This window comes from Pseudomonadales bacterium, assembly GCA_024234165.1.
Classification (GTDB): domain Bacteria; phylum Pseudomonadota; class Gammaproteobacteria; order Pseudomonadales; family UBA5518; genus UBA5518.
This window is the reverse complement of the sequence record JACKOP010000003.1, coordinates 71,406-97,821: the sequence shown is the minus strand read 5'-3', so window position 1 is coordinate 97,821 and position 26,416 is coordinate 71,406. Positions and strand designations below refer to the sequence as shown.

Genomic DNA, 26,416 nt, shown 5'->3' with positions numbered 1-26,416 from the left:
AGGATCTACAGCTGCTCTGACTCGATGTCGTAGTCCATGACCAGCGGCGCGTGGCTGGAGAATTCCTGCCCCTTGTAGATCACACCATACTCGATCGTCGAGCGCAGCCCTGACGAGACGATCTGCAGGTCGAGTCGCCAGCCGTCCCCGTCATCGCGTCCGGCGGGCCACCACGAGAACTCGTCCTCGTCCTGGTTCACCAGACGGAATGCATCGCAGTACCCGAGCTCGTCGTAGAGCGTATCGAGCCACTGCCGTTCGGCGTCGAGGAATCCGGCCGTAGCGCCGTGGCGTGCGGCCTCCTGGACGTCGCGTGCGGCATGCGCCATGTTCCAGTTGCCGCACAGGATGTACTGGCGCCGCTTCTTGCGCACCTTGTCGAGCTGGATGCGCAGTTGTTCGAAAAAGCGCGATTTGTGCGCGAGTGATCCCGGATCATCCAGGCTGGCAGCAGGAGCCAGCAGGCTGACGACGCTGATGTTTTCGAAATCGGCCTGCATGTAGCGGCCTTCGCCGTCGGCCTCACCGAGGCCCAGTCCGGTCATGATGGCTTTCGGCATCTTGCGACAGTAGATGGCCACGCCATTTGTCGTCGCATCGATGGCGTCGAAAAAGTACGCGAAATAACCATCCGGATTGTACAGAGCGCTCCCGAGTGCGGATTCCGCAGCACGCAGATCCTGGACGCAGATCACGTCGGCGTCCTGTTCGAGAGCCCAAGCGTAAAAGCCTCGCGAGGCAGCTTCGCGAATGCCGTCGGCGCAGAAACTGATGACGCGCATGGCCTTCCCATCCCTTAAACCTGAATATCATACATGATGCCGTTCGCCGAGGCGCGCACGGGGTCGCGATGCCTGGCGTTCGCACACCCCTTGCCGGGAGAGTCGCGCTGCTATAATCGCTCCGCGCTTCATTGCTCGGGAACTTGCGTGGAACATACGTCAATCGGCGATCATCGACGCGATTTCATCGCGCTCGCCCTGCGCTGCAGAGCGCTGCGTTTTGGTGATTTCACGCTGAAGTCGGGACGGCGCAGTCCCTACTTCTTCAACGCCGGTGAGTTCTCGGGCGGCGTGGCACTGGCAGCTCTCGGGCGCTGTTACGCGGCCGCAATCGCTGCTGCGGGCATCGAGTTCGACATGCTGTTCGGGCCTGCCTACAAGGGCATTCCGCTGGCTGTCGCGACGGCGGTGGCGATCGCCAACGACACGGGCCGTGACGTGCCGTGCGCATTCAACCGCAAGGAAGCCAAGACCCACGGTGAGGGAGGAGCCTTGATCGGAGCGCCGATTGCCGGGCGCGTATTGATCGTCGACGACGTCATTACTGCGGGTACCGCAGTGCGAGCGGTGGCGGAATCGATCGGTACGGCCGGTGCGCAGATCGCGGGCGTGGTGCTCGGCCTCGACCGGGCAGAGCGCGGACGCGGTACCGGCTCGGCGGTATCCGAGCTGGCGCGTGAGCTGGGGGCGCCGGTGTTCAGCATTGCACGACTGGACGACATCGTGGCCTATCTCGAGGACTCCCCCGCCTTGCGTGAATACCTGCCGGCGATGCACGCCTACCGGCTCGAATGGGGGGCGTCGTCTGCCTGAGGGTGCCGGCCCCCGCTCGTGCGTCGATATTGAATCCGGGCTAGACTTCGATCCAGGCATGTTCCCGTTCCTGAGGCCCGCATGAAAGTCGTTCTGCACGCCAAGCCATCCGGGCGCTGCCGTAGCGCTTTGCCGGTGCTGTCGCTGCTGCTCGGGGTCGGGCTTTGCGCCGGCGTGGCGGCAGAGGAACTCTTCTACAAATACGACAACGCCGACAGCATTACGGTGATCGATGATCACATCCCGCCCGAGTTTGTGCACAAGGGCTATGTGGTCCTGAATCGTGCCGGGCGCGTCATCGAGGTGGTACCGCGTGCGCTGACCGAAGCCGAGATGCGCGCCAACGGGCCGGAGATCCAGGCGCGCCTGCGCGGTGAGGAAGCCGAGCGCCAGCAGCGCTACGACCAGAAGTTGCTTGCACGTTACAGCTCCGTAGCGGATATCGAAGACATGAAGCGACGCCGGAGCGGTGAGATCCAGGTGCGCATCAATCTTCAAAAGGGCAATATCGCAGGCTTCAAGGCGCAGCTCGAGAAGGAGCAGGGAGAAGCAGCCGAACTCGAGATGTCGGGGCAACCCGTGCCGGAGAAGATCAGCGCTCATATCGAGGAGCTGCGTGCTGCGATCGCCGAGGAGGAAGCGCGGATTGCCCGGCTGGAGGCCGACAAGAGTACGATCGAGGCGCGCTACCAGTTCGATATCGAACGTTTCCGCATGATCCGTCCTGACGTGCGCTGAAGCCCGTCGTGTCGCTTCGTCAGCTCAGCGAAAAAAGGCACCGGTCAGGACGCGCCACTGCTCGTTCCAGTATTCGGTCGGCGAGCGCCGGAATTCCGAACGCACATACTGGATGATGCGGCCCTCGGCCGTCACGAGCAGCAGGTTTGCCGCGAGTGCAGCCGGCAGCACCGTACGCAATCCGTCGCGCAATTCGGCGTCACGCAGCACCTGTCGAAGCTCGGTTTCAAGACGGTCGAAGAGCTGCTGCACGCGCGCGCGGAGCCGGTCGGTTTCGCCGGTGAGGGCGTCGCCGGTGAGCAGGCGTGTGATGCCCGGGTTGCGCTCGCAGAAGGTCAGCAGCAGGGTCAGGATCTGTTCGCATTGTGCGCGACCGTCGGGTTCATCCTCACGAATCCGGCCGATACGGCTGAACAGTGTGGTTTCGATGAACTCGATGAGTCCTTCGAATATCTTTGCCTTGCTGGGAAAATGACGGTACAGAGCTGCTTCGGAAACACCGACGTCGGCTGCCAGCGCTGCCGTCGTGATGCGTCCGCCGGGGGTGGCTTCCAGCATGTGTGCCAGCGACTGCAGGATGGCGTCGCGTCGCGGTGTCTTGCCATTCATCTGGGCGCGTTGTTCCCTGTTCCTGCCGGCGGCGCCGTACTCTAGCGATTCGTTCAACCCGCGGCAACGACGTGCCTGTTGCCACCCGATATCAGTGTGCCGACGCCCTCGTCGGTGAACACCTCGAGCAGCACCGCGTGCGGTACCGTGCCGTCGATGATGTGCGCGCTCGTCACGCCACCCGTGACGGCATCCAGCGCGCAGCGGATCTTCGGCAGCATTCCGCCACGGATCACTCCGGTGTCGATCAGCTGCTGCACCCCGCCATGATCCAGCCCGGTGAGTACCTTGCCGTCGGCATCCATCAATCCCGGTACGTTGGTCAACAGGATCAGTTTTTCCGCTTGCAGCACTTCAGCAATCTTCCCGGCCACGAGGTCGGCGTTGATGTTGTACGACAGGCCGGCCCGATCGACACCGATCGGTGCCACCACCGGAATGAAGTCGCTGTTCAGCACCATGTCGAGTACGGCGCGGTTGATGCGGCGTACCTCTCCGACGTGTCCGATGTCGACGATCTCCGGTGCGTTGGTTTCTGCGGTGCGTACCGTGACCGACATCCGCGTCGCCTCGATCAGGTTGCCGTCCTTGCCGGTCACCCCGATCGCCTTGCCGCCATGACGGTTGATGTTGGTCACGATTTCCTTGTTGACGGTCGCGCCGAGCACCATCTCGACCACGTCCATTGTCTGCGTATCGGTGACGCGCATGCCCTCCACGAAGCGGGACTCGATGTTCAGCCGTGTGAGCAGCGAGCCGATTTGCGGGCCTCCCCCGTGCACCACGACCGGATTCATGCCGACCAGCTTCATCAGCACGAGATCGCGTGCAAAGCTGTCCTTGAGCTGCGGATCGACCATGGCGTTGCCGCCGTATTTGACGACGATCGTCTTGCCTATGAAGCGCTGTATGTAAGGCAGGCTTTCGGTCAATACGCGGGCAATGTTCACGGCGTTGGCGCGGTCGAGTGACATCGGCAGGATCCTTGGCCTCGGACTGGGTCGTGCGGCATCTTATTACGCTGTGACGCCGCCGGGATACACCACCTGCGTTGCGCGCACAGGCGCTAGAAACTGCCGCTCGTTTCCGGCAGCAGACGCGACAGTTCGCTGCGGAATCCCGCCCGGATCCGCTCCAGCGCCGCTTCGTCCCGCGCCTCGAACCGCAGGATCAGCGCGGCAGAGGTGTTCGATGCACGCACCAGTCCCCAGCCGTCGACAAACTCGGCACGCACACCGTCGATGCGGCTGATGCGCGCGCCTTCGAGCGTGATTCCTGCCTCGACGGCCGCCATCGCGGCAAACTTGCGATTCTCCGCGATCGGAATCCGAAGTTCTGGTGTGGCCACGCTTTGGGGCAGGCTCGCGAGCAGTTCATCGAGCGAGTGTCCCTCTGCAGACAGGATCTCGAGCAGGCGGGCGGCGCAGTACAGCGCGTCGTCGAATCCGTACCAGCGGTCGCGGAAACAGATGTGGCCGGTGAACTCGCCGCCGAGCAGTGCGCCGGTTTCCTTCATTTTTTCCTTGATCCACGAGTGCCCGCTGCGGCACATGATCGGCCGGCCACCGTTCTGCGCCACGATCGCGGGCAGGTCGCGGCTGCATTTGACGTCGAAGACCACGTCGGCGCCCGGGTGGCGTGACAACAGTTCGCGTGCGAACAGCATCAGCAGGCGGTCGGCGGTCACTACCGTTCCGCTTGCGCTGACCACTCCGATGCGGTCACCGTCACCGTCGAACGCGATCCCGAGCGCGGCGCCGTGTTCCTTGACGGCTGCGATCAGGTCACGCAGGTTGTCCGGCTCGGCCGGGTCGGGATGGTGGTTCGGGAAGCGTCCGTCCAGCGTGCAGTGCAGCGGAACGACATCGCAGCCGAGTTCGCGGAACAGGTCTTCGGCAACCACTGCAGCAGCACCGTTGCCACAGTCGATGACGACACGCCGCGCACCATCGATCAGTACGTCTTCGGCGATTGCGCGGATATAGTCGCTGTCGATGCCGGTGACGCGATAGCTCCCCTGCCCTTCGCGGAAACGGCCAGTGATGATCCGCTCGCGCAGTGCTGCAATGGCGTCCCCGCGCAGCGTCTCGCCATCGAGCATGATCTTGAAGCCGTTGTGGTCGGCGGGATTGTGGCTGCCCGTGACCATCACGCCGCTCGGCGTGTGCAGGTGGTGACAGGCGAAATAGAGCATCGGTGTCGCAACCGTCCCGGTATCGATGACGTCGATGCCGGTCGCCAGCAAGCCCTTCACGAGCTGTTCGCGTAGCCGCGGGCTGCTGTCGCGACCGTCGACGCCGACCATGATGGCGTCGCAGCCGCGCTCCAGTGCCTCGCTGCCGATCGCACGTCCGATCGCAAGTGCGAGTTCGGAGCCAATCAGTGCTGCCTGGCCACGGATGTCGTAATCGCGAAATATCTCGGCCGGTACCTCGGTCGCTGGCAGCGACGCCGGTGTCGCCTCTGCGGACCCGTGCGGGATGAATTCCGTGAGGATTTCCAGTGGGTCGGCCGCCGGCATCGTGGCTTCGGCGGAGCCTGGTGGGAGTGACGGTGCTGTCGATTCGCCGCCCGCCTGCTCGCGCACCACCGCCAGCAGTGCCTCACCGAGCGGCTTGAGTTCCGCTACGTCGAGCGGCGGCAGGGTCGCGGTGGTGCCGCGTTGGAGGAGGGTCAGGTCGCGCAGGCGGTTGGCGTCGGCGCCGAGCGTGCTGCCGAGGCGACGAAATGCCGTCAGTACCAGAGCACCCAGCCCGAGCATGGCGGCCAGACCTGCAGATAGCATGATGGCGCCTGCAAAGACTGCCCGAGATGGCAGCGATGATGTCGGGTCGAAGCCGGCGTAGATGGGGCGCACATCGGTTTCGGCAAGGTATCTTGGTGCCTCCGGGGGCGCGTCGCCCGCGCCTGGTTGTGCGACGAAACGGTAATGGTCCTCCGCGCCGTGTGCCCACAGCGAGAATGTACCCGCATCGCTGTGCAAGGCGAGGTGTTCGCGTGCGGCCATGCCGAGGTCGGTCCGCAGCAGCAGCACGCCGCGTGCGTCGGGCCTGTCCGCGCTCAGGCGTGCTGCGGCGATCACGATCCAGCGCTCACCGTCGCGGTAGGCCTCGGCGCGTACGGCTTCACCATTGAAGGCTCGCCCGACCAGCCGAGTCTCGATGTTGTTGCGCAGCAGCCCGGAATCGAACGATGGGTCGGCGATGCCGAGTCCGCCGAGCGGCACGAACTGCGACGATTCCAGTGTCGGAAAGGTGATCTGCGCAGTGTCCGGATTGCCGTGCGCGGCCAGTGTCTGTGCCTGCGCCTGCAGCAGCGCGCCGTAGGCGGAGACCGCGCGCGCCGCTTGTGCGGCCTGCGCTTCGATCCAGTGTGCGTGTGCCAGGCGCTCGCTCGACGAGTTCCAGACGAGCAGCGCGCCAAGCAACACGGCGAGGCCGAGCGTGCTTGCAGTCAGGATGCGGTTGCGGGCTGTCGCGAGGGCACCGACCGGCGGGCGGTTTGCGTGATTCATGCGTGTCCCCGCGCGCGGTGCGTGTGGTAGCGTGTGGCGATTGCTGCGACCAGGTCGTGTGCAAGCCGGATCTTGCTGCCGCGCGGGAGTGCCACGGTTTCATCGGCGCCGATCAGGGTGACTTCGTTGTGATCGCTGTCGAAGCCGATGTCCGTGCGCGAAACATCGTTGGCGATGATCAGATCCAGCCGCTTGGCCTGCAGCTTGCCGCGAGCGTACTCCAGGACTTCGTTCGTTTCGGCTGCGAAGCCGACCGTGAACGGGTGTGGTTCGCGTGCGGTCACGGCCGCAAGGATATCGGGGTTGCGGGTCAGTTCGATCTGCATGTGTGCGACGTGCTTCTTGATCTTTTGGGTGGCAACGCTCGCCGGTCGGTAGTCGGCGACCGCAGCACACGCGATGAATATGTCACTCGCATCGATCTGTGCGAGCACGGCATCGTGCATCTGCAGTGCGCTCGTGACATCCACGCGAGTAACACCTGGCGGTGTCGCCAGGTTGACCGGGCCGGTGATCAGCGTGACCTCTGCGCCGGCAGCAGCAGCCGCAGCGGCGAGCGCGAACCCCATGCGTCCCGAGCTGTTGTTGCTGATGTAGCGCACCGGATCGATCGCCTCGCGTGTGGGGCCGGCGTCGACCAGCACCCGTACTCCCGCGAGTTGGCTGCTGCCGAAATGCGCATCCACCGCCGCAAGCAGGTCCTGCGGTTCGAGCATTCGTCCGGGTCCGCTATCGCCACAGGCCTGCGCACCACTGGCGGGTCCCAGCAACGTGATGCCGTGTTGCGCGAGCAGGGCGCAGTTGTGCCGTGTTGCGGCGGCACGCCACATGGCCTGATTCATCGCCGGGGCGACGCACACCGGTGCCGTGGTCGCGAGGCAGAGCGTGCTCAGCAGATCGTTCGCGAGCCCATGGGCGAGGCGCGCGATGAAGTCTGCGCTCGCCGGAGCGACCAGCACCAGTTCCGCCCAGCGCGCCAGTTCGATATGCCCCATCGCCGCCTCTGCATTTTCATCCAGCAGTTCGCGGTGCACCGGATTGCCGGAAAGCGCCTGCATCGTCAGCGGTGTGATGAACGCGCTCGCGCCCGGGGTCATTACCACGCGCACCTCGGCGCCGGCATCGCGCAGGCGGCGTACCAGCTCGGCCGATTTGTACGCCGCAATACCTCCGGTCACACCGAGGAGAATCTTTCTGTGCTCGAGTCGTGCCATGTGTCGGGGTGTCCAGGGACGGAGACGATTCGTACGGACGGTGCAGTTCCACCTCGCCACGGCATTCTAGTATAGTCGTGCGACCCGATTCGCCGCGGACAGGGAGGTTCGCGATGAGCATCCGGAATTGGCCCATCGACGAACGCCCACGTGAGCGCCTGCTCGATCACGGTGCGCACGCGCTCTCCGACGCCGAGTTGCTGGCGATCCTGCTGCGTACCGGTCTGCCGGGTGGCACCGCAGTCGATCGCGCGCGCGACTCGCTGAGTTGCTTTGGAGGACTGCGTCATCTGCTCGACGCCGAGCGTGAAGTCTTCTGTGCGGCGCGCGGCCTTGGCGAAGCAACCTATGTGCAGTTGCAGGCGGCGCTCGAACTGACACGGCGTTACCTGCTGTGCCGCATCAGTCGCGGGCAGGCGTTGGCGTCGCCGGACGAAGTCCGGCAGTTCCTGCAGCTCAAGATGCGCGGTCTGCCGCACGAGGTGTTTGCCTGCCTGTTCCTCGATAACCAGCATACCGTGATCAGTTACGAGGAGTTGTTCCGCGGCACGATCGACGGCGCCAGCGTGTACCCGCGTGAGATCGTCAAGCGTGCACTGGCGTTGAATGCAGCAGCGCTGATCTTTGCGCACAATCATCCGTCGGGAATCGCCGAACCTTCGCAGGCCGATCAGCGGTTGACGCAGCGACTGAAGGGCGCACTTGGCGTGGTTGATATCCGGGTGCTGGATCACTTCGTCGTTGGCGAGAGTGAGGCGCTTTCATTTGCCGAGCGCGGCCTGTTGTAAGGGCGCAAAAATACCTGATCACGGCACCTGCCTTGTCTGCCCCGGGAGCTTCTGATATAAAGTCGCGCTCTTTCGGGCAGGCGCGCCGGCAGCGTGTGTGTGCACCGAGACAAATTCTTCGTGAGGCTCCATCGATGTCCAAGGTGTGTCAGGTAACCGGGAAGCGTCCAGCGGTCGGGAACAACGTATCTCATGCCAACAACAAGACGAAGCGCCGTTTCGAACCGAACCTGCACAAGCACCGGTTCTGGGTCGAGGCGGAGAAGCGCTTCGTGACCCTGCGCATATCGGCCAAGGGCATGCGGATCATCGACAAGAAGGGTATAGACAGCGTGATCGCCGAGCTGCGCGGGCGCGGCGAGCGTATCTGAAGCAACACCGGGAGCAACCATAGCCATGCGTGACAAGATCAAGCTCGTATCCAGTGCCGGCACTGGGCACTTCTACACGACCGACAAGAACAAGCGCACCACGCCCGACAAGCTGGAGTTCAAGAAGTACGATCCGGTCGTGCGCAAGCACGTGGCGTACAAGGAAGCCAAGATCAAGTGAGCGCGGATCGCGCGAGCAAGAACCCGGCTGCGGCCGGGTTTTTTGTCTTCGCCGGGTGCATTTCCTGGCGCCTGCGTGACGACTGAGCACGTGGCGTGCCGGAGCTGCCCGAGGTAGAGACGACACGACGGGGCATCCTGTCGCGGCTGCAGGGACGGCGTATTGCCGCAGTGACGGTGCGCGAAAGCCGTCTGCGCTGGCCGGTGACTCCCCGGCTGGCCGCGCTGCTGGATGGGCAGTCGCTGCTGGCGATCGATCGGCGCGGCAAATACCTGTTATTTCGGTTCACCGGCGGCACACTGCTCGTGCATCTCGGGATGTCCGGGAGTTTGCGTGTGCTTACTTCTCCTGCAGAACCTTGTCGCAAGCACGATCACCTGGAATGGTGCTGGGACGATGGCAGCCTGCTGCGTTATCACGATCCGCGCCGTTTCGGCGCCGTGCTCTGGGTGGGCGAGGAGGCGAGCAAGCACCCTCTGCTCGCCGGACTCGGTCCAGAGCCATTGGGAGCGGACTTCGACGGTGCGTACCTGTTCCGGCGTTCGCGTGGGCGGCGCAGCAGCGTGAAGCAGTTGCTGATGGACGCCGGGGTCGTGGTCGGAGTCGGCAATATCTATGCAAACGAGGCGCTGTTTCGTGCCGGCATCGACCCACGCTGCGCGGCCGGGAAGATCGCGCTCGCGCGCTACCTCACGCTGGCAACGAGCGTACGTGCGGTGCTCGAGGCAGCGCTCGCGCGTGGTGGTACGACACTGCGTGATTATGTCGATGGTGACGGTACACCGGGGTACTTCGGGCTCGAACTCGGCGTGTACGGGCGCGCCGCGCAGCCGTGTGTTCGCTGTGGCACGCCGATCCGCATGCTGCGCCATGCCCAGCGCAGCACCTTCTACTGTCCGCGCTGCCAGCGCTGAAGAGGCTGTCGCAAAAGCCCGTCCAGCATTTACATGAGCTGCGTGTGACAACGCTTTGCACCGGTGGGACGCCGTAAATGCATCCCGGCTGCGGCCACGTCTCCCGCTGCGAAGGCGTCGTCGCACGCCTCGTGATGTTTTGCTGCGGCCTCTGAAGCGCTCCGTACATAAACGGTCTATCCTGTCCGTACGCTTCGCCGCGTGATGCGTGCACGGCATTGTCGATCCTTCACCCTATTTGGAGACGCCCATGAAAAATGCGATCACGGCGCGGCTTGCGGTTGCCGCTCTCGGGCTGGCGCTGCTCGCCCCCTGGTATGCCGATGCGCAACCTGTAGAAGAGGACCCGGGTTTCATGGCCATGACCGGGGATCTGCTGGTCGCACGACCGCTGTTGCTGGTCACCACCGTTGCCGGGACGGCCGCATTCCTGGTTTCGCTGCCGTTCACCGCCTCCGGTGGCAACACCCATCAGGCTGCGGAGGTGCTCGTTGCAGGACCCGCGCGCCAGACCTTCGCGCGCTGCCTTGGTTGTCGTGCCAGCACAGCGAAGCCACGCGACCGGGAATGAACTGGCTGCGTGGCAGGCAATCCTGTTTCGCTGCGTGGCTCAGACCGGATCTGCAAACTTGTCCAGCAATGCCTGGCGTACGATCGGGTGCACGAACTGACTGACGTCGCCCTGCAGCGAGGCAATTTCGCGCACCAGTGTCGATGATATATAAGAAAGGTGATCTGCCGGGGTAAGGAACACCGTCTCGAAGGAAGTGTCCATCGCGCGGTTCATGTTCGCGAGCTGGAATTCATATTCGAAGTCCGACACAGCGCGCAGGCCTCGCAACACCGCACAGGCATGCCGTTCGCGCAGGTACTTCACGACCAGGATATCGAAACCCACGATCTCGACGTTGTGCTGGTGTCCCAGCGCCGCTTCACAGAGCGTGATTCGTTCTTCAAGAGAGAAGAGCGGACGCTTGCGCTCACTGAGCGCGATGGCGACCACCACACGATCGAACAGCCGACAGGCGCGTTCGACGAGGTCGATGTGGCCGTTCGTTATCGGATCGAAGGTACCAGGGTAGATGACCGTGCGCATGATCGATCCGTGCCGATTCGGTGACGGGGGCGCATGGTAGCCAAATCACGGGGCTGCGACAAATTCATCTTTGGGTGTCATCTTCACGGGGGCCGTGTCTGGTCGCGGTCTCCAACGCTCGACGCTAGGGCGCCATCAGCAAGCGGTAGCTGACCTGGCCGGCAGTTTTTTCGCGGTGCAGCATCCAGCCTGTTGGCAGTTCGGGTGCGGGCTCGTCGATGGCCGATTCCACATATACGCGGGCTGCTGGCGCCAGCACTCCGGGGGCCGCGAGCAGCGGCAGACAGGCTGCAATGATCGCCCGACCGAACGGTGGATCCAGGAACACGATATTCCAGCCCGTCCCCTTCCCCACGCGTAGCCATTCGAGTGCGTCGGCGCGCACCAGCTCGGCACCGGTGGCGTCGAGGCGGCGCAGATTCTGGGCAACATCGCGCAGGACCGCCGCCGATGTGTCAAGCAGGGTCACGCTTGCGGCCCCGCGCGACAGTGCCTCGATCGCCAGTGCCCCGCTGCCGCAGAACAAGTCCAGGCAACGACTGCCGGGAAGTACGGGCTGCAGCCAGTTGAACAGCGTTTCGCGCACGCGGTCCGGTGTTGGCCGCACCCCCTCAATGGCGTGGAAGGCGATCCGGCGTCCGCGCCAGCGACCGCCAATGATGCGCAGTTCGCTGAGTGCTGGGGCGCGCGAGGGGCGTCGTGGCATGGGGTGGCAGTGGATGTAGTGGCTGCGGCAGGATGGGTGCGAAGGATACCGTATAATCGCCCACCCCCTCCCCGTGTGGTGACTCGAACCGTGCTCAGGATCTTCAGCCGCAAGAAGGCGCAGGATACGGAGTCGGAGGCGCAGCTGGCCGACGCGAGCGCGATCTCCGCCGAGGCGCTCGTACAGGCTCCGTCCGCGCCCCCGTCTCCGGCTGCGGAGGCGACGACGAGCGTGCCGGACAACGCCGCCGCTATCGGAACTTCCCGCCCGGGCTGGCTGACGCGCCTGCGCAGCGGGCTCGACAAGACCCGGCGTGCACTTTCCGGCGGGCTTGGCACTCTGTTGCTCGGGCGCAAGGAGCTGGATGAGGATCTGCTCGAGGAGCTCGAGACGCGTTTGCTGCTGGCCGACGTCGGCATGTCGACCGTGCGCGTGATCATCGACGGCCTGACCGAGCGGATACGACGCAAGGAGCTCGACGACCCGCAGGCGCTGTACCGGGCACTGAAGGCGCAGTTGGTCGACGTGTTGACGCCGGCGAGTGTGCCGCTGGCCATCGACACGACGCGCAAGCCGTTCGTGGTCCTGATGGTGGGTGTCAACGGTGCAGGCAAAACGACGACGATCGGCAAGCTGGCGCGCCGCTTCCAGGCGCAGGGGCACAGTGTGATGCTGGCAGCCGGCGACACCTTTCGTGCCGCCGCCGTCGAGCAGTTGCAGGTCTGGGGCGAGCGCCACGGTGTGCCTGTGATCGCACAGAAAAGCGGTTCGGACGCAGCCTCGGTGATCTTCGATGCGCTGCAGTCGGCGCGTGCGCGTGGTTGCGATGTGTTGCTGGCCGATACGGCCGGGCGCCTGCATGTGAAGAGCAATCTGATGGAGGAGCTGCGCAAGATCGTGCGAGTGATGCAGAAGCTGGATCCTTCGGCGCCGCATGAAGTGCTGCTGGTGCTCGATGCCGGCACCGGTCAGAACGGTCTGGCGCAGGCGCGCAGCTTTCGCGAGGCGGTCGGGGTGAGCGGTGTGGCGTTGACCAAGCTCGATGGCACCGCCAAGGGTGGCATCGTGTTTTCAGTGGCGCGCGAACTCGGCCTGCCGATCCGCTACGTCGGCGTCGGCGAGACTGCCGAGGATCTGCGTGAGTTCGACGCACGCGATTTCGTCGAGGCGCTGTTCGCCGACGAAGGTGCCTGAACGCCGTTGCCCGTATCGGAGGGGAATTTTTGCTGCGCTTAGCACTCAAAGGAGCCGAGTGCTAAGATGAGTCGCCATGATGAGGAGGCGAACCGATGAGCAGGGAATTGCAGCCGATGCTGGCGCTGAGCCCGGGCGGCAACATCAACGCGTACATCCAGGCGGTGAACGCGTTTCCGATACTGAGCGCAGAGCGTGAGCGCGATCTCGCCGAAGCGCTGTATTACCGCGACGAGCTGACGGCGGCTCGTGAGTTGGTGCTTGCTCACCTGCGGTTTGTCGTCCATATCGCACGTTCGTATTCAGGCTATGGCCTGCCGCTGGCGGATCTGGTGCAGGAAGGCAACGTCGGGTTGATGAAGGCCGTGCGTCGCTTCAATCCGGAAAAGGGCGTGCGGCTCGTGTCTTTTGCGGTGCACTGGATCAAGGCCGAGATGCACGAATACATCCTGCGCAACTGGCGGATCGTGAAGGTCGCCACGACCAAGGCGCAGCGCAAGCTGTTCTTCAATCTGCGCAGCGTGAAGAAGAGCCTCGGCTGGCTGAACAACGATGAGGCAGCGGCGGTGGCGCGTGATCTTGGCGTCGAGGTTGCGGAAGTGCGCCGCATGGAAGGACGGCTGAGTGCGGCTGATGTCGCTTTCGATGCCGACACGGATGAAGACGACGAAACGGCCCGGTTCGCGCCGGTACACTACCTCGAGGATCGGCGTTTCGATCCCCAGCGGGTACTCGAGGACAGCGACTGGGAGGCGAGCAGCCATGAGCAGCTCGCGCACGCTGTCGCGACGCTCGACGAGCGCAGCCGCGAGATCGTGCAGCGGCGCTGGCTGGTCGAGGACAAGGCCACCCTGCATGAGCTGGCCGCCCGCTTCGGAGTGTCCGCCGAGCGTATCCGTCAGCTCGAGCAGGCCGCACTCGGCAAGCTGCGTGCTGCGATGAGTGCGTGAGCCACGCAGACAACGGCGGTAGTGCACGCTCACAGCGCACGATCCGCAGCTTCGTACGCCGGCAGGGACGTTTCACGCCGGCACAGCGTGCAGCGTTCGAGCGACTGTGGGCGCAATACGGCCTGGACCCTGCGGCGGGGATGCTCGACCCGCCCAGCCTGTTCCCTGGCAGTACCCGTCTGGTCGTCGAGATCGGTTTCGGCATGGGTCATACCCTGGCGGAGCTTGCAGCACGTGATCCCGGCAACGGCTTCATCGGCATCGAGGTGCACCGCCCTGGTGTAGGCAAGTTGCTTGCGCTGGCGGAGGAGCAAGGGCTCACCAACCTGCGGGTCTACTGCCACGATGCGGTGGAGATCCTGGAGCACTGCATCCCCGACGCAGCGCTCGATGCGCTACTGCTGTTTTTCCCCGATCCCTGGCACAAGAAGCGTCACCACAAGCGTCGCCTCGTGCAGCCGGCGTTCGTCGGGCTGGTGCAGCGCAAGCTGAAGCCAGGTGGCATCTTCCACCTCGCAACCGATTGGGAGGACTACGCGCAGCAGATGCTTGAAGTGATCGAGGCGGCGCCCGGGTGGCGGAACCTCGCTGACGCAGGCTGTTTTGCACCGCGCCCGCAGACGCGCCCGCAGACGCGTTTCGAGGTGCGGGGGCTGCGCCTCGGACACGAGGTGCGTGATCTGCTGTTCAGCAAGACCACAACGGATTCGAGTGCTCAGATGAATTCGGTGAGCACCGAGTCCAGATAGCGGAAGCCGGTCGCCGTCGTCGCCAGGCGTTCGGGTTCGTCACGCAGCAGGCCACGGGCGACAAGTCCATCGATACGATCCGCGATCACCGCCAACGCAAGTCCCGTGCGCGCCTCGAATTCCGTGACCGTGGTGCCGTCGGGCAGGCGCAGCGCATTCATCAGGAACTCGAGCACGAGTTGCGCCGGTTCCACGGTTTCCTGGATACGGTTTGCTTGCACGCTGCCGGCGAGGTAGTCGGCAGGCGAGCGCGTACGCCGGGTGCGTACCACGCGCGCTGGCTTGCCCAGACTGAGCTTGCCGTGTGCGCCGGCGCCGATCCCGAGGTAGTCACCGAAATGCCAATAGTTCAGGTTGTGGCGGCAGCGAAATCCGGGACGTGCCCACGCCGACACTTCGTAACGCGTGTACCCGGCTGCAACGAGCAGCCGCTCGCCGTGTTCCTGGATTTCCGCCAGTGCGTCCTCGCTCGGCAGTCGCGGCGGATGGCGATGGAAGACCGTGTTTGGCTCCAGCGTGAGCTGGTACCACGACAGGTGCTCCGGTGCGTGTGCCAGCGCGACAGCAAGATCCGCCATCGCCATGGCGTTTGTCTGGCCGGGCAGCCCGTGCATCAGGTCGAGGTTCAGTGCGTCGAATCCGGCTGCACGCGCCGCCGTGATCGCTGCGTGCGCACCACGCGCGTCGTGTACGCGTCCCAGCGCGGCCAGACTCGTGTCGTCGAAGCTCTGCACCCCGATCGAGAGCCGGTTCACGCCGGCCGCCCTATAGCCGGCGAACCGCCTGGCGTCGGCGCTGCCGGGATTTGCCTCCAGCGTGATTTCCGCATCTGCCGCCAGCGCCATGCGCGCGCGTACGCCGGCGAGCAGTGTCGCGATCAGCGGATCCGGGCACAGGCTCGGCGTGCCGCCGCCGATGAAGATCGATTGCAGTTCGCGGCCCGCTACGCCAGCCAGCTCCAACTCCAGATCCTGCAACAGGCGTTGTACATAGGCCGCGAACGGTGCTTCTTCACGCACCGCGTGCGAATTGAAGTCGCAGTAAGGGCATTTGCGCTCGCACCATGGCAGGTGGATATAGAGCGTGAGTGGCGGCGTGATCAGCATCCGGTTGCGAGCGCCAGCAGCAGCGCCGCCAGTGCCTGGGCGCGGTGGCTCAGGCGATTCTTCGTCTCGCGTGGCAGTTCGGCTGCGGTGACGGATTCACCGACCGGCACGAACAGCGGGTCGTAGCCGAAACCGCCGGCGCCAGCGCCTGCAGTGGCGATCCTGCCTTCCCAGGCGCCACCGCAGATCAGCGGCACCGGGTCTGCCGGGTGGCGCAACAGTGCCAGTACGCAGTGGAATCGCGCACCGCGTTGCGACGTGGGTACGTCGCGAAGCGCCGCCAGCAGCTTGCGGTTGTTGGCAGCATCGCTGGCTCCTTCTCCGGCGTAGCGTGCCGAGTGCACGCCTGGTTTCCCGCCCAGAGCGTCGACGACGAGGCCGGAGTCGTCGGCAAGTGCAGGCAAGCCACTGCACACGCTGGCGTGGCGTGCCTTCAGGATTGCGTTCTCGACGAAGCTGGCCCCGGTTTCCGCGATTGGCCTGACGGCGAATTCGCTCTGCGCACGCACGCGGATTCCAGCCGGTGCGAGCAGTGCCTGCAGTTCGGCGAGCTTGCCTGCATTCCCGGTGGCTATCACCAGCTCGCGAATTGATTCAGTCGGCATGCAGTGCCTGGCTGAACTTGAGTTGCAGGGGAGTGGCTTCACCGGCCAGGGTGATGACTAGGTCGAAATACAGCGTCTCGCCGCTGGTGAAGCCGAACTCGGCGATGTAGTAGATCGCGCCGTCTTCGCGGATCGCGCGAAATGCCAGTTGCTCCTTGCGGATCAGATCGCCGCGCGTGCCGGTGAGCTGCGCCTCCATGCTGCCTGCCGCATTGCGAACTGCGACGTTCAGCACGGCACGGTCACGCCCGCGCACGATTCCGTAGGCTGCGGCGATGCCGGGTTGCAGAAAGCTGCTGGTGAACGCGCTGTAGTGCACTTCGAAGGCGCCGAACCGGCGTGTCTCGGCACGCGCGGTCGATGCCGATAGCAGAGACATTGCGCCGAGTGTGAGTGCCAGCAGCGGAACCAGGTGTCGGGGTGTTTTCATCAGCGGGTCACACGGTAGATCGCGGTGGCACCGAACAGGTTGGGCAAGGCGCGGGCTGCCAGCGATCCCTGGCCCTGCGTGTCGACCACCACGCGGTTGATGATATGGATGTTCTTCTGGTAGCACAGCGCCTCGAAGTCGGACACCGTGCAGAAATGGATGTTCGGTGTGTCGTACCAGGTGTATGGCATGAAGCGCGACACCGGCATCCGACCAAAGCCCGCGAGGTGCAACCGGCAGCGCCAATTGGCGAAGTTCGGAAACGTGATGATGCATTCGCGCCCGATCCGCAGCATCTCGTCGAGCACCAGGTGTGGATAGCGGACGGCTTGCAGCGTCTGGGTCATGATCACGGTGTCGAAGCTCGCGGCGCGGAAGTTGTCGAGTCCGCGATCCAGGTCCTGTTCGATCACATTCACGCCACGCTCCAGGCACAGTGAAATCCTGACCGGATCGATTTCCAGGCCGTACCCGTGGACGCCGCATTGCTCGGCCAGACCGGCCAGCAGGCTGCCGTCACCGCAGCCCAGATCGAGCACGCGTGATCCCGGCCGGATCCAGTCGCGGATGATCGGCAGTTCAACGCGCATCGTTGCCTCGTGCCGTCGCCGGGGCGGGTCGTGCGCGCTCGAGGTAGCGACGCAGTGCATCGTGGTAGCGCGCTATCGGCAGCAGGAACGCGTCGTGTCCCTCGTTCGCCTCGATTTCGACATAGCTGACATCGCGGCGTGCGCCGATCAGAGCATCGACGATTTCACGTGAACGCCGTGGCGGGAATCGCCAGTCGCTGGAAAACGACACGACGAGGAAACGGCAACGCGCGCGCTCGAATGCAGCCACCGCGTCGTCGTCGAAATCACGGGCCAGATCGAAATAGTCGAGCGCGCGCGTCATCAGCAGGTAGGTATTGGCGTCGAAATTGTCGGCGAACTGATCACCCTGATAGCGCAGATAGCTCTGGACCTGGAACTCCGCGTCTGCTTCGTCACCCGGGGTGACCGAGCCGCGGCGCAGTTCGCGTCCGAACTTGTCGCGCATCAGTTCATCCGAGAGGTAGGTCACGTGGCCGATCATGCGTGCAATCGCCAGTCCCTGTCGTGGCAGCGTGCCGTGCTCCAGAAACCAGCCGCCGTGGAACTGCGGATCTGCCGTGATCGCCTTGCGTGCGATCTCGTTGAACGCGAGGTTCTGCGCCGAGAGCCTCAGTGCGGCGGCAATCACCACGCAGTGGCGTACGCGTTCCGGGTAGTCGATCGCCCAGCGCATCGCCTGCATGCCACCGAGGCTGCCACCGATCACTGCAGCCCAGCAGTCGATCCCGAGCATGTCGGCCAGATGTCGCTGCGTGGCGACCCAGTCGCGCACGTGCACCGCAGGAAACTCCGGTCCCCAGAGACGACCACTGGTCGGATTGACGCTGCGCGGTCCGGTGCTGCCGGCGCAGCCGCCCACATTGTTCAGTGCGACGACGAAGAAGTGGCGTGTGTCGATCGGCTTGCCCGGTCCGATGCAGTTGTCCCACCAGCCGGGCTTGCGGTCGCCTGGCGAATGGAATCCGGCCGCGTGGTGGTGGCCGCTCAGCGCGTGACACACCAGTATCGCGTTCGACCGTTCTGCATCCAGCGTGCCGTAGGTCTCGTAGACGAGTTCCCACGACGCAAGCGTGCGGCCGCAGGCGAGCGTCAGCGGCGTATCGAAGCGATGGATACACGGAGAGACAATGCCGACGCTGCCGGTCATTGCCGGCGGTTCCAGGTTCATGCGGGTTCCTCGGGGTGGTCCCAGCCTAGCAACTGCGCGTGGAGCTGTTCAAGCGTGAGTTGTTTCGCAGCCCATTTCGGCCGGTATCCTGGCCGGTGCACGGATGCGCACGGTTTTCAGTCGTGCGCCATGGCCGCTGCTGATTTCGACCGCGCCTGCGGCAACACCGAATGCCTGGGCGAGAAAGTGCCGCAGGCGTACGTTCGCTTCGCCGTCGCTCGGCACCGCGCGGATGCGCACCCGCAAGCGCTCACCATGCTCACCGACGATGCGATCCTCACTGGCGCGCGGCTGCACCTGGCAGCGCAATACCAGAACCTCGCCTTCATAATGCCACCAGGCGCCACGCGTCATCAGAAGCCGATCACGGCGCCGGCGGGCAACCTGATCGCGTTCGCGATGCCGTGGAGCAGGATCTCGAGCACGTTGATCGCAAGGAAGACGAGGATCGGTGACAGGTCGAGGCCGCCGAGCGGCGGCAACAGCCGGCGTACCGGCGCCATCACCGGTTCCGTGAGCTGGTACAGCAGCGCGATCGCGGGGTGATGACTCCGCGGTGCGATCCAGCTCAATACGATCGCAGCCAGGATGGCAAAGAAATAGATGTTGATCAGCACCGCGCAGATGCCCGTGGCAGCCCATGCCAGCAACAGCAGCAGATTGGGCGGGGGGAAGCCGGCGAGGGTGAATACCAGCAGGGTGGCTGCGCACTGGATTGCCAGTGCCAGCGCCAGACCTGCCGAATCGAGACGGCGCCACGGCGGAATCACGCGGCGCAGTGGGCGCAACAGCGGATCCGTGACCCTGACCACCAGTTGCGATACCGGATTGTAGAAGTCGGCTCGCACCATCTGCAGCAGCAGACGCAGCAGCACAGCCAGCAGCAGCAGGCCCAGCAGGCTCTGGAATACGTAACGGAGTGCCTCGGAAACGGTTCCCATGGTGCCTGATCCTGCTTCAGGGCTGGCCGAGCTCGTCGGCGAGTTCCCGCGAGCGGTTGCTCGCGGCTTCAAGAGCGCCTTCGAAGAGGCGACGCAGCCCGCGCTCCTCGAGCACACGCAGTGCGCGCTCGGTGGTACCCCCGGGAGACGTCACGCGACGACGCAGTTCGGTGATCTCGACCCCGCTCTCGAGCGCCATGCGTGCAGCGCCGAGGGCCGTCTGCGCGGTCAGCGCCCGTGCGAGTGCCGGGTCCAGCCCGAGGTTCTCGCCGGCGGTCTGCATCGCTTCCATGACCAGGAAGAAATACGCCGGGCCGCTGCCGGAAAGCGCAGTGACCGCGTGCATCGCGTCCTCGTCGTCGATCCAGACCACTGAGCCGATACCGCCGAGGATACGATCCGCCTGCGCGCGCTGCGCCGCACTGGTCGTCGCGGTCGCATAGAGCACCGTCGCACTCGCCTGCAGCAGCGCCGGCGTATTGGGCATGCAGCGCACGATGGCGGTGCCTTCGCCCAGCCACGAGTGCAGGGACGTCGTGCCGATACCTGCTGCGATCGAGATCACCACGGCGTTGCTGTGCGCGACCGCCGCGGAGATGTCGCGACAGACAGCACGCAGTTGCTGTGGCTTGACCGCGAGCACGACGATATCGGCTCCGTCGGCAGCCTCCGCATTGGCGGTGAGTGCCGTGACGCCGAGTGCCGCAAGCCGTTCGCGACACTGCGGGTCCGGGTCGGCTACGCGGATCGTGGCCGGATCCTGTTCGCGTGCGATCAGCCCGCCGATCATGCTGCCGGCCATGTTGCCGCCGCCGATGAAGGCGATACTGTTGCGTGTCATCTGCATTTTCCTCGTGCCGGGCCTTCAGCCCGTCACCTCTTGCGTGGTCCGAACAACGCGGTGCCGATGCGAACGATCGTCGCGCCCTCGGCGATTGCCGCCTCCATGTCGCCACTCATCCCCATCGACAGCGTGTCGAGACCCGGGATCCGCCGCCGCAACTCGTCGAGGTGGCCTGCAAGCCGAGCGAACGGGCGTCGCTGCAGGTCGAACCCCATGGCCGGTTCCGGCAGCGTCATCAGTCCGCGCAGGCGCAGCCGCGGTAGTGCCGCAATCGCCATCGCGAGCGCAGGCAACTCCTCTGGCATGACCCCTCCCTTGCTGCGCTCGCCCGAGAGGTTCACCTCGATGCAGCACTCGATGGGCGGCAGGGACGCCGGGCGTTGCTCGTTCAGCCGCTCGGCGATGCGCTGGCGATCGATTCCGTGTATCCATGCGAACTTCTGTGCGATCGATGCCGTCTTGTTGCTCTGGATGCGTCCGACGAAGTGCCATGTTAACGGAAGATCGGCCAGCGTCTCGATCTTCGGCAGTGCTTCCTGGACGTAACTTTCACCGAACTGTGACAGTCCTGCCCGATGCGCTTCGCGTATCCGTTCGGGAGCATGGGTCTTGCCGACGGCAAGCAGCGTGACCGAACCGTGTGGACGTCCGTAGCGACTTTCGAGCGTCGCGATCCGCGCCAGCAGTGCGTCCACGCGTTCCGCAATCGTGTTCATCGATGACCCCTGCGTCTGCCGGCGCGCAACGACGCTCTCATGCCCGTCCCCTTTCCTTTACCCGCAGCCAGCGTGGTCTATTATACCGGAGGGCGTCGCGCAGCCGGTCGTGGTGGCGCCCGATCACTCACCGCCGGGGATTTCCATGGACATCACCGAACTGCTCGCCTTCTCCGCCAAGCAGCGTGCGTCAGACCTGCACCTGTCAGCCGGCCTGCCGCCGATGATCCGTGTCGACGGTGACGTGCGACGCATCAACCTGCCGCCGATGGATCACCGGCAGGTTCATGACCTGATTTATGAAATCATGAACGACAAGCAGCGCCGGGACTACGAGGAGTTCCTGGAGACGGACTTCTCGTTCGAGGTTCCGGGTGTGGCGCGTTTTCGCGTCAACGCGTTCAACCAGAACCGTGGTTCGGGCGCAGTGTTCCGCACGATTCCCTCCAAGGTGCTCACGATGGAGGACCTCGGCATGGGCCAGGTCTTTCGCGAGATCAGCATGGAGGCGCGTGGCCTCGTGATCGTGACCGGCCCGACCGGATCGGGCAAGAGCACCACGCTGGCGGCGATGGTCGACTACATCAACGACAACAAGTACCACCATATCCTGACGATCGAGGACCCGATCGAATTCGTTCATGAGTCCAAGAAGTGTCTGGTCAACCAGCGCGAAGTGCATCGCGATACCCACGGCTTTGCCGAAGCGTTGCGCTCGGCGTTGCGCGAGGATCCGGACATCATCCTGGTGGGCGAGATGCGCGACCTCGAGACGATCCGGCTTGCGCTGACTGCGGCCGAAACGGGTCACCTGGTGTTCGGCACACTGCATACCACGTCGGCAGCGAAAACCATCGACCGCGTCGTCGACGTGTTCCCGGCGCAGGAAAAATCGATGGTGCGCTCGATGCTGTCGGAGTCGCTGATGGCCGTGGTCTCGCAGACGCTGCTGAAGCGCGTCGGTGGCGGCAGGATCGCGGCGCACGAGATCATGCGCGGCACGCCCGCCATTCGTAACCTGATCCGGGAGGACAAGGTGGCGCAGATGTATTCGGCCATCCAGACCGGTTCCGGTGTCGGGATGCAGACGATGGACCAGTGTCTGAGCGAACTGGTCGCCAAGCGTCTGGTCACACGCGAAGCGGCACGCGAAAAGGCGAAGATCCCCGACAATTTCTGAGCCGGGCCTCACTGCCGACCAGGCCACCACGAAGGATGATGCATGATGGATACCCAGGAATCACCGCGCAGGGAGCTGGAAGTCACGGACATGCTGGCACGCATGGCCGAGAAGAAGGCTTCCGACCTGTTCATCACGGCAGGCGTTGCGCCGTGCATCAAGGTGAACGGACGCCTGTATCCGATCGACGAAACGCCGCTCACACCGGAACGGGTGCGTGAGCTGGTGCTCAGCGTGATGAGCGACGCCCAGCGCAAGGAGTTTGTGCACACCCACGAGTGCAATTTCGCGATCAGTTCGCGTGGCGTGGGGCGTTTCCGTGTCAGCGCGTTCTATCAGCGCAATCTGGTCGGCATGGTGCTGCGGCGCATCGAATCGAAGATACCGACCATCGAGGAGCTGCAGCTGCCGACGATCATCAACGAGCTGGCGATGACCAAGCGCGGGCTGATCATCTTCGTCGGTGCCACCGGCACCGGCAAGTCGACGTCGCTGGCAGCGATGATCGGTTACCGCAATCGCAACGCTTCCGGTCATATCATCACGATCGAGGATCCGATCGAGTACGTGCACCAGCACATCAAGAGCATCGTGACGCAGCGCGAGGTGGGCATCGATACCGAGAGCTACGAGATCGCGCTGAAGAACACGCTGCGCCAGGCCCCCGACGTGATTCTGATCGGTGAGATCCGTACCCGCGAGACGATGCAGCATGCGGTGACCTTCGCCGAGACCGGTCATCTGTGCCTTGCCACGCTGCACGCGAACAACGCGAACCAGGCGCTCGACCGTATCCAGAACTTCTTCCCGGCCGATGCGCGTGACCAGCTGTGGATGGACCTGTCGCTGAACCTGAAGGCGATGATCGCCCAGCAGCTCATTCCGACGGTCGACGGCCAGGGGCGTCGTGCGGCGGTCGAGGTGCTGATCAACACGCCGCTGGTCGCCGACCTGATCCGCAAGGGCGAGGTTCACTCGCTGAAGGAGCTCATGGAGCGCTCGACCGAGCTCGGCATGCAGACTTTCGACCAGTCGTTGTACCAACTGTACTGCGACGGCGTGATCTCCTACGAAAACGCCATGCAGTACGCAGATTCGCAGAACAACCTGCGTCTGATGATCAAGCTCGGTACGCATACCGGTGGGCTTGGTCGTGCCGCCGGACTCACGCTCGATGACTCCCAGGAGAATGCCGGCCAGTTCTTTGGCCGGCGCCCCTGATCAGCCGTCATCGCGTTCGCCTGCGGCGCTGGTGAACCAGCTCTCGAGGATGATGCAGGCGGCGATGCTGTCGAGCGCTGCCCGCCCGGCGCCGCCGCGCGCCCGTTCGCGTGCCTCGAAGGTGCTCAGGCGTTCATCCACCAGCTCGCAACGGATACCGAAGCGTCCGTGCAGGCGTCGCGCGAAGCGGCTCGCGCGTTCGCTGATCGCGCTGGGCGTGCCATCCATGTTCAACGGCAGGCCGACCAGCACCACAGCGGGCGCCCACTCGGCGAGCAGGCGGCGCACCTGCTCCCAGTCGGGCACGCCATCGCGTGCCGGCAGCGGCGCCAGCGCACTGGCGGTCGTGCTGACCGGGTTGCCGATGGCCACTCCGATACGACGCAGGCCGTAGTCGAAGGCCAGGACGTTGCCCGTCGGAGTCACTCAGGCGTTGCCGAAGCTGCTGCTGAGCAGGTCGAGATTGATCCCGAGCCGGGATGCGGCCGCCTGGGCGCGCTGCTCGAGCGGTACATCGAACAGCTCCACGACTGTCGCCGGCAGCGAGAGCCACGCGTTGGTGGCGAGTTCCTGTTCCAGTTGCCCGGAACCCCAGCCGGCGTAGCCGAGCGCGATCAGCGCATTCACCGGACCGTCGTCGTGCGCGATCGACTCCAGGATGTCGCGCGACGTCGTCAGGCTGACCTCTGCAGTCACGTCCAGCGTGGCCTGCCAGCGACGCGAATCGTCGCGTCGGTGCAGCACGAAGCCACGTTCGGTATGCACCGGGCCGCCGGCGAGCACGGGCTGCGGGTGATGGCGATGGAAGTCGCGGATCTCCAGGTGTTCGAAGATGTCGTCGAAACTGATGTCGAGGGGACGGTTCACCACGATGCCCATCGCGCCGTGCCGATCGTGCTCGCACAGGTAGGCGATGCTGTGGGCGAAGATGGAGTCCTGCAGCCCCGGCATGGCGATCAGGAAATGGTTGCGCAAGCTGACGCTCATGCCGGCATTGTGGGTCTGCGCTGCAGCGCAAGGCAAGCACGGGCGTACCAGCGCGCATCTGCCCGCCGGGATGCTCAGTCGCCCGCACTCAGGCGGTTGGCGCGGAACTGCCAGGTGCGGATGATTTCGAGGCGATCGGCGCGTGCGGCGAGCGGCGGAGGAAACGCATCGAATGGAGCCGCCACGCGCACGATCTGTACCGCCGCGTTGTCGAGCAGTACGTGCCCCGAACTCTGCAACACCCGCGTTTCGACCACGCTGCCGTCGGGGCGCAGCGCGACCAGCAGCCGCAGCTCGCCGTAGAGACGCCGTCGTTTCGCCTCTACCGGATAGTGTTCGTTGCCGATTGCCTCGACACGTTGTTTCCATGCGTATAGATAAGCTGCGTCGGCTGCCTCACGCGCTGCGGCCGACGTCAGGCGTTCTACGCGCGGCATCTTCGCGTATGCCTCACGCCTTGCATCGAGCCGTGCGATCAGGGTGGCGATCTCGTTTGCGGGTTGCGCCTGCCCCGGCGCGTCGAGCGGTACCGGATCGTTGGGTTCGGGCAGATCGGAAAGTGATTCGTCGACCGCCTCCTCGCTGCGCGGGGCGCTCAGCAGCGGCGTCACCTTGGGTGCCGCCGGCGTCACGGGCGGTGCGCCGTCGACGGGCTGCACGATGACCGCGTCGAACGCCGCTGTCAGGGGTACCGCAGGATCGCCGACCTCGCGTTCGATTCCGCTGCCGCGCTGGTCGAACTGGGCCAGGAAGTCGGCATCCCGATCTGCGCGCTCGTCGCGTTGCAGCGCCAGCGTTACGTCCAGTGTCGGTGCGTATGTCGTGGCATTGCGGTGAGCGACGCCGACACCGAGGATCACTGCTGCGTGCAGGGCCAGAGCCAGCAACAGGCAGAACCGCAATCGGTTCCCGGCGGCTTCGAGGTGATGGCGCACCGGATCAGCGTTCCAGGCGCGCTGCCACGGCATCGATGAGCGCAGCGCCGATATCGAGGCCGCATGCCTTGTCCAGCTCGCGGATGCAGGTCGGGCTGGTCACGTTGATCTCGGTCAGGTAGTCGCCTATCACGTCCAGGCCGACGAACAGCAGTCCGCGCGCGCGCAGTTCCGGGCCTACTTCGGAGGCGATCCAGCGGTCGCGCTCGCTCAGTGCGCGCGCCTCACCCCGCCCGCCTGCGGCAAGATTGCCGCGGGTTTCGCCGGCTTGCGGGATGCGTGCCAGCGCGTACGGAACCGGCTCGCCGTCGATCATCAGGATGCGCTTGTCGCCGTCGACGATTTGCGGAATATAGCGCTGCGCCATGATCGTCGTGCTGCCATGCGCGGTCAGCGTCTCGAGGATCACGCTGAAGTTGGGATCCCCGTCACGCACACGGAATACCGCTGCGCCGCCCATGGCGTCGAGTGGCTTCAGGATCACGTCGCCGTGTTCGCGCTGGAACTCGCGCAGCCTCGCCGGATCGCGGCTCACCAGCAATGGCGGACAACACTGCGGGAAACGTGTCGCGAACAGCTTCTCGTTGCAGTCGCGCAGTGCGCGCGGCTCGTTGACGACCAGGCAGCCGTCGTTTGCGCCTGCCTCGAGGATATGCGTCGAGTACAGGAACTCGCTGTCGAACGGTGGGTCCTTGCGCATCAGCAACGCATCGAGCTCGCCCAGGGCGAGCTCGCGTGGCGCACCGAGCGTGAACCAGCGTGCCTGGTCGCGCTGCACCTCGAGATGGCGCACGCTGGCACGCGCGACGCCGTCACGCAGGAACAGATCCCCCTGTTCCATGTAGAAGAGATCCCAGCCGCGATCCTGTGCCGCCCACAGCAGCGCGAGCGTACTGTCCTTGGCATAGTTCACGTTTGCGATCGGGTCCATGACCACGCCGAGTCGTGTCTTCATCTGCGAACTCCGTCCGGATTTCGGGCGCACTTTCTGTATTTCCACCCGTCCATGGTCTATTAATTGTCGACTGTCGGGCAACGATAGCAGATGACCGTTGACGTGGTCGGGAGGGA

At 64.7% G+C, this 26,416-nt stretch carries 32 protein-coding genes; 12 read left to right on the top strand and 20 right to left on the bottom strand.

Annotation, left to right across the window (positions count from 1 at the left end):
- Window positions 1-5: 5 nt before the first annotated feature.
- On the bottom strand, window positions 6-782 hold the full coding sequence (locus H7A12_09770; GenBank protein ID MCP5321095.1) for an endonuclease/exonuclease/phosphatase family protein: 777 nt from the start codon (window positions 780-782) through the stop codon (window positions 6-8).
- A gap of 162 nt (window positions 783-944) precedes the next feature.
- Between H7A12_09770 and pyrE the strand changes: the two genes are divergently transcribed.
- Both pyrE and H7A12_09760 read left to right on the top strand, forming a co-directional pair.
- Window positions 945-1,595, top strand: coding sequence for an orotate phosphoribosyltransferase (pyrE, locus tag H7A12_09765; protein MCP5321094.1), 651 nt, complete (start codon window positions 945-947; stop codon window positions 1,593-1,595).
- A gap of 81 nt (window positions 1,596-1,676) precedes the next feature.
- Window positions 1,677-2,333: a hypothetical protein gene (locus H7A12_09760; GenBank protein MCP5321093.1), complete on the top strand. Its 657-nt coding sequence runs from the start codon at window positions 1,677-1,679 to the stop codon at window positions 2,331-2,333.
- 24 nt (window positions 2,334-2,357) lie between these two features.
- On the opposite strand, the gene slmA is transcribed toward H7A12_09760, so the two are convergent.
- The 4 genes from slmA to coaBC all read right to left on the bottom strand — a co-directional run bounded on the left by slmA (window position 2,358) and on the right by coaBC (window position 7,670).
- Window positions 2,358-2,942, bottom strand: coding sequence for a nucleoid occlusion factor SlmA (gene slmA / locus H7A12_09755; GenBank protein ID MCP5321092.1), 585 nt, complete (start codon window positions 2,940-2,942; stop codon window positions 2,358-2,360).
- Window positions 2,943-2,995: 53 nt separating this feature from the next.
- The gene (argB, locus tag H7A12_09750) at window positions 2,996-3,916 is read right to left on the bottom strand and encodes an acetylglutamate kinase (protein MCP5321091.1); all 921 of its coding nucleotides are present in this window, start codon (window positions 3,914-3,916) and stop codon (window positions 2,996-2,998) included.
- 92 nt (window positions 3,917-4,008) lie between these two features.
- A complete protein-coding gene (locus H7A12_09745; protein ID MCP5321090.1) occupies window positions 4,009-6,456 on the bottom strand; it encodes a phosphomannomutase/phosphoglucomutase in 2,448 nt (815 codons plus the stop codon).
- Complete coding sequence (gene coaBC, locus H7A12_09740) at window positions 6,453-7,670, bottom strand: bifunctional phosphopantothenoylcysteine decarboxylase/phosphopantothenate--cysteine ligase CoaBC (GenBank protein ID MCP5321089.1); 1,218 nt, start codon at window positions 7,668-7,670, stop codon at window positions 6,453-6,455. Before coaBC ends, H7A12_09745 begins: the two co-directional genes overlap by 4 nt.
- A gap of 113 nt (window positions 7,671-7,783) precedes the next feature.
- Here coaBC and radC point away from each other — a divergent pair, with 113 nt between their 5' ends.
- From radC to H7A12_09715, 5 genes are all read left to right on the top strand, one after another.
- Complete coding sequence (gene radC, locus H7A12_09735; protein ID MCP5321088.1) at window positions 7,784-8,458, top strand: DNA repair protein RadC; 675 nt, start codon at window positions 7,784-7,786, stop codon at window positions 8,456-8,458.
- Between the two features lie 134 nt (window positions 8,459-8,592).
- Window positions 8,593-8,829, top strand: a complete 237-nt coding sequence (gene rpmB / locus H7A12_09730) for a 50S ribosomal protein L28 (protein ID MCP5321087.1) — start codon at window positions 8,593-8,595, stop codon at window positions 8,827-8,829.
- A 25-nt stretch (window positions 8,830-8,854) separates the two neighbouring features.
- Window positions 8,855-9,010: a 50S ribosomal protein L33 gene (rpmG, locus tag H7A12_09725; GenBank protein MCP5321086.1), complete on the top strand. Its 156-nt coding sequence runs from the start codon at window positions 8,855-8,857 to the stop codon at window positions 9,008-9,010.
- A gap of 95 nt (window positions 9,011-9,105) precedes the next feature.
- Entirely contained in the window at window positions 9,106-9,924 is an 819-nt protein-coding gene (gene mutM, locus H7A12_09720; protein ID MCP5321085.1) for a bifunctional DNA-formamidopyrimidine glycosylase/DNA-(apurinic or apyrimidinic site) lyase, read from the top strand.
- Window positions 9,925-10,186: 262 nt separating this feature from the next.
- Entirely contained in the window at window positions 10,187-10,495 is a 309-nt protein-coding gene (locus H7A12_09715; protein MCP5321084.1) for a hypothetical protein, read from the top strand.
- A 39-nt stretch (window positions 10,496-10,534) separates the two neighbouring features.
- On the opposite strand, the gene coaD is transcribed toward H7A12_09715, so the two are convergent.
- Together coaD and rsmD are read right to left on the bottom strand one after the other, a co-directional pair.
- Complete coding sequence (gene coaD / locus H7A12_09710) at window positions 10,535-11,020, bottom strand: pantetheine-phosphate adenylyltransferase (protein ID MCP5321083.1); 486 nt, start codon at window positions 11,018-11,020, stop codon at window positions 10,535-10,537.
- Between the two features lie 124 nt (window positions 11,021-11,144).
- A complete protein-coding gene (rsmD, locus tag H7A12_09705; protein ID MCP5321082.1) occupies window positions 11,145-11,726 on the bottom strand; it encodes a 16S rRNA (guanine(966)-N(2))-methyltransferase RsmD in 582 nt (193 codons plus the stop codon).
- 90 nt (window positions 11,727-11,816) lie between these two features.
- On the opposite strand from rsmD, the gene ftsY reads away from it, so the two are divergent.
- The 3 genes from ftsY to trmB all read left to right on the top strand — a co-directional run bounded on the left by ftsY (window position 11,817) and on the right by trmB (window position 14,619).
- The gene (ftsY, locus tag H7A12_09700) at window positions 11,817-12,920 is read left to right on the top strand and encodes a signal recognition particle-docking protein FtsY (GenBank protein MCP5321081.1); all 1,104 of its coding nucleotides are present in this window, start codon (window positions 11,817-11,819) and stop codon (window positions 12,918-12,920) included.
- 95 nt (window positions 12,921-13,015) lie between these two features.
- Window positions 13,016-13,870: an RNA polymerase sigma factor RpoH gene (gene rpoH, locus H7A12_09695; protein MCP5321080.1), complete on the top strand. Its 855-nt coding sequence runs from the start codon at window positions 13,016-13,018 to the stop codon at window positions 13,868-13,870.
- A complete protein-coding gene (gene trmB, locus H7A12_09690; GenBank protein MCP5321079.1) occupies window positions 13,867-14,619 on the top strand; it encodes a tRNA (guanosine(46)-N7)-methyltransferase TrmB in 753 nt (250 codons plus the stop codon). Before rpoH ends, trmB begins: the two co-directional genes overlap by 4 nt.
- On the opposite strand, the gene hemW is transcribed toward trmB, so the two are convergent.
- From hemW to H7A12_09645, 9 genes are read right to left on the bottom strand one after another with little or no spacing between them, the layout of a single operon-like run.
- Window positions 14,586-15,725, bottom strand: coding sequence for a radical SAM family heme chaperone HemW (hemW, locus tag H7A12_09685; protein MCP5321078.1), 1,140 nt, complete (start codon window positions 15,723-15,725; stop codon window positions 14,586-14,588). The genes trmB and hemW overlap by 34 nt on opposite strands.
- Complete coding sequence (rdgB, locus tag H7A12_09680; protein ID MCP5321077.1) at window positions 15,719-16,315, bottom strand: RdgB/HAM1 family non-canonical purine NTP pyrophosphatase; 597 nt, start codon at window positions 16,313-16,315, stop codon at window positions 15,719-15,721. Before rdgB ends, hemW begins: the two co-directional genes overlap by 7 nt.
- 4 nt (window positions 16,316-16,319) lie before the next feature.
- Window positions 16,320-16,760, bottom strand: a complete 441-nt coding sequence (locus H7A12_09675) for a DUF4426 domain-containing protein (GenBank protein ID MCP5321076.1) — start codon at window positions 16,758-16,760, stop codon at window positions 16,320-16,322.
- Window positions 16,760-17,350: a methionine biosynthesis protein MetW gene (metW, locus tag H7A12_09670; protein ID MCP5321075.1), complete on the bottom strand. Its 591-nt coding sequence runs from the start codon at window positions 17,348-17,350 to the stop codon at window positions 16,760-16,762. Before metW ends, H7A12_09675 begins: the two co-directional genes overlap by 1 nt.
- On the bottom strand, window positions 17,340-18,521 hold the full coding sequence (locus tag H7A12_09665) for a homoserine O-acetyltransferase (protein ID MCP5321074.1): 1,182 nt from the start codon (window positions 18,519-18,521) through the stop codon (window positions 17,340-17,342). Before H7A12_09665 ends, metW begins: the two co-directional genes overlap by 11 nt.
- A 48-nt stretch (window positions 18,522-18,569) precedes the next feature.
- Window positions 18,570-18,875, bottom strand: a complete 306-nt coding sequence (locus H7A12_09660; GenBank protein ID MCP5321073.1) for a YggU family protein — start codon at window positions 18,873-18,875, stop codon at window positions 18,570-18,572.
- Window positions 18,875-19,462 (bottom strand): YggT family protein, encoded by a 588-nt coding sequence (locus H7A12_09655; protein MCP5321072.1) that lies wholly within the window; start codon window positions 19,460-19,462, stop codon window positions 18,875-18,877. The genes H7A12_09660 and H7A12_09655 overlap by 1 nt, the downstream gene beginning before the upstream one ends.
- 16 nt (window positions 19,463-19,478) lie before the next feature.
- A complete protein-coding gene (locus H7A12_09650) occupies window positions 19,479-20,303 on the bottom strand; it encodes a pyrroline-5-carboxylate reductase (GenBank protein ID MCP5321071.1) in 825 nt (274 codons plus the stop codon).
- A 32-nt stretch (window positions 20,304-20,335) separates the two neighbouring features.
- On the bottom strand, window positions 20,336-21,022 hold the full coding sequence (locus H7A12_09645) for a YggS family pyridoxal phosphate-dependent enzyme (protein ID MCP5321070.1): 687 nt from the start codon (window positions 21,020-21,022) through the stop codon (window positions 20,336-20,338).
- A 145-nt stretch (window positions 21,023-21,167) separates the two neighbouring features.
- Between H7A12_09645 and H7A12_09640 the strand changes: the two genes are divergently transcribed.
- On the top strand, window positions 21,168-22,202 hold the full coding sequence (locus H7A12_09640; protein ID MCP5321069.1) for a type IV pilus twitching motility protein PilT: 1,035 nt from the start codon (window positions 21,168-21,170) through the stop codon (window positions 22,200-22,202).
- A gap of 75 nt (window positions 22,203-22,277) precedes the next feature.
- A complete protein-coding gene (locus tag H7A12_09635; protein MCP5321068.1) occupies window positions 22,278-23,423 on the top strand; it encodes a PilT/PilU family type 4a pilus ATPase in 1,146 nt (381 codons plus the stop codon).
- Here H7A12_09635 and ruvX read toward each other — a convergent pair whose 3' ends face one another.
- The 4 genes from ruvX to gshB form a co-directional block, all read right to left on the bottom strand.
- Window positions 23,424-23,849 (bottom strand): Holliday junction resolvase RuvX, encoded by a 426-nt coding sequence (gene ruvX, locus H7A12_09630; protein ID MCP5321067.1) that lies wholly within the window; start codon window positions 23,847-23,849, stop codon window positions 23,424-23,426.
- Window positions 23,850-24,410, bottom strand: a complete 561-nt coding sequence (locus H7A12_09625) for a YqgE/AlgH family protein (protein ID MCP5321066.1) — start codon at window positions 24,408-24,410, stop codon at window positions 23,850-23,852.
- Window positions 24,411-24,484: 74 nt separating this feature from the next.
- Complete coding sequence (locus H7A12_09620) at window positions 24,485-25,378, bottom strand: energy transducer TonB (GenBank protein MCP5321065.1); 894 nt, start codon at window positions 25,376-25,378, stop codon at window positions 24,485-24,487.
- Window positions 25,350-26,300: a glutathione synthase gene (gshB, locus tag H7A12_09615; GenBank protein ID MCP5321064.1), complete on the bottom strand. Its 951-nt coding sequence runs from the start codon at window positions 26,298-26,300 to the stop codon at window positions 25,350-25,352. The genes H7A12_09620 and gshB overlap by 29 nt, the downstream gene beginning before the upstream one ends.
- Window positions 26,301-26,416: the final 116 nt, after the last annotated feature.

Excerpts from the sequence above, each read along its gene's own strand:
- H7A12_09770 (MCP5321095.1), bottom strand. The coding sequence starts at position 782 with ATGCGCGTCATCAGTTTCTGCGCCGACGGCATTCGCGAAGCTGCCTCG.
- H7A12_09760 (MCP5321093.1), top strand. The coding sequence starts at position 1,677 with ATGAAAGTCGTTCTGCACGCCAAGCCATCCGGGCGCTGCCGTAGCGCT.
- slmA (MCP5321092.1), bottom strand. The coding sequence starts at position 2,942 with ATGAATGGCAAGACACCGCGACGCGACGCCATCCTGCAGTCGCTGGCA.
- argB (MCP5321091.1), bottom strand. The coding sequence starts at position 3,916 with ATGTCACTCGACCGCGCCAACGCCGTGAACATTGCCCGCGTATTGACC.
- H7A12_09745 (MCP5321090.1), bottom strand. The coding sequence starts at position 6,456 with ATGAATCACGCAAACCGCCCGCCGGTCGGTGCCCTCGCGACAGCCCGC.
- coaBC (MCP5321089.1), bottom strand. The coding sequence starts at position 7,670 with ATGGCACGACTCGAGCACAGAAAGATTCTCCTCGGTGTGACCGGAGGT.
- radC (MCP5321088.1), top strand. The coding sequence starts at position 7,784 with ATGAGCATCCGGAATTGGCCCATCGACGAACGCCCACGTGAGCGCCTG.
- rpmB (MCP5321087.1), top strand. The coding sequence starts at position 8,593 with ATGTCCAAGGTGTGTCAGGTAACCGGGAAGCGTCCAGCGGTCGGGAAC.
- rpmG (MCP5321086.1), top strand. The coding sequence starts at position 8,855 with ATGCGTGACAAGATCAAGCTCGTATCCAGTGCCGGCACTGGGCACTTC.
- coaD (MCP5321083.1), bottom strand. The coding sequence starts at position 11,020 with ATGCGCACGGTCATCTACCCTGGTACCTTCGATCCGATAACGAACGGC.
- rsmD (MCP5321082.1), bottom strand. The coding sequence starts at position 11,726 with ATGCCACGACGCCCCTCGCGCGCCCCAGCACTCAGCGAACTGCGCATC.
- rpoH (MCP5321080.1), top strand. The coding sequence starts at position 13,016 with ATGAGCAGGGAATTGCAGCCGATGCTGGCGCTGAGCCCGGGCGGCAAC.
- hemW (MCP5321078.1), bottom strand. The coding sequence starts at position 15,725 with ATGCTGATCACGCCGCCACTCACGCTCTATATCCACCTGCCATGGTGC.
- H7A12_09675 (MCP5321076.1), bottom strand. The coding sequence starts at position 16,760 with ATGAAAACACCCCGACACCTGGTTCCGCTGCTGGCACTCACACTCGGC.
- metW (MCP5321075.1), bottom strand. The coding sequence starts at position 17,350 with ATGCGCGTTGAACTGCCGATCATCCGCGACTGGATCCGGCCGGGATCA.
- H7A12_09665 (MCP5321074.1), bottom strand. The coding sequence starts at position 18,521 with ATGAACCTGGAACCGCCGGCAATGACCGGCAGCGTCGGCATTGTCTCT.
- H7A12_09660 (MCP5321073.1), bottom strand. The coding sequence starts at position 18,875 with ATGACGCGTGGCGCCTGGTGGCATTATGAAGGCGAGGTTCTGGTATTG.
- H7A12_09655 (MCP5321072.1), bottom strand. The coding sequence starts at position 19,462 with ATGGGAACCGTTTCCGAGGCACTCCGTTACGTATTCCAGAGCCTGCTG.
- H7A12_09650 (MCP5321071.1), bottom strand. The coding sequence starts at position 20,303 with ATGACACGCAACAGTATCGCCTTCATCGGCGGCGGCAACATGGCCGGC.
- H7A12_09645 (MCP5321070.1), bottom strand. The coding sequence starts at position 21,022 with ATGAACACGATTGCGGAACGCGTGGACGCACTGCTGGCGCGGATCGCG.
- H7A12_09640 (MCP5321069.1), top strand. The coding sequence starts at position 21,168 with ATGGACATCACCGAACTGCTCGCCTTCTCCGCCAAGCAGCGTGCGTCA.
- H7A12_09625 (MCP5321066.1), bottom strand. The coding sequence starts at position 24,410 with ATGAGCGTCAGCTTGCGCAACCATTTCCTGATCGCCATGCCGGGGCTG.
- H7A12_09620 (MCP5321065.1), bottom strand. The coding sequence starts at position 25,378 with ATGCCGTGGCAGCGCGCCTGGAACGCTGATCCGGTGCGCCATCACCTC.
- gshB (MCP5321064.1), bottom strand. The coding sequence starts at position 26,300 with ATGAAGACACGACTCGGCGTGGTCATGGACCCGATCGCAAACGTGAAC.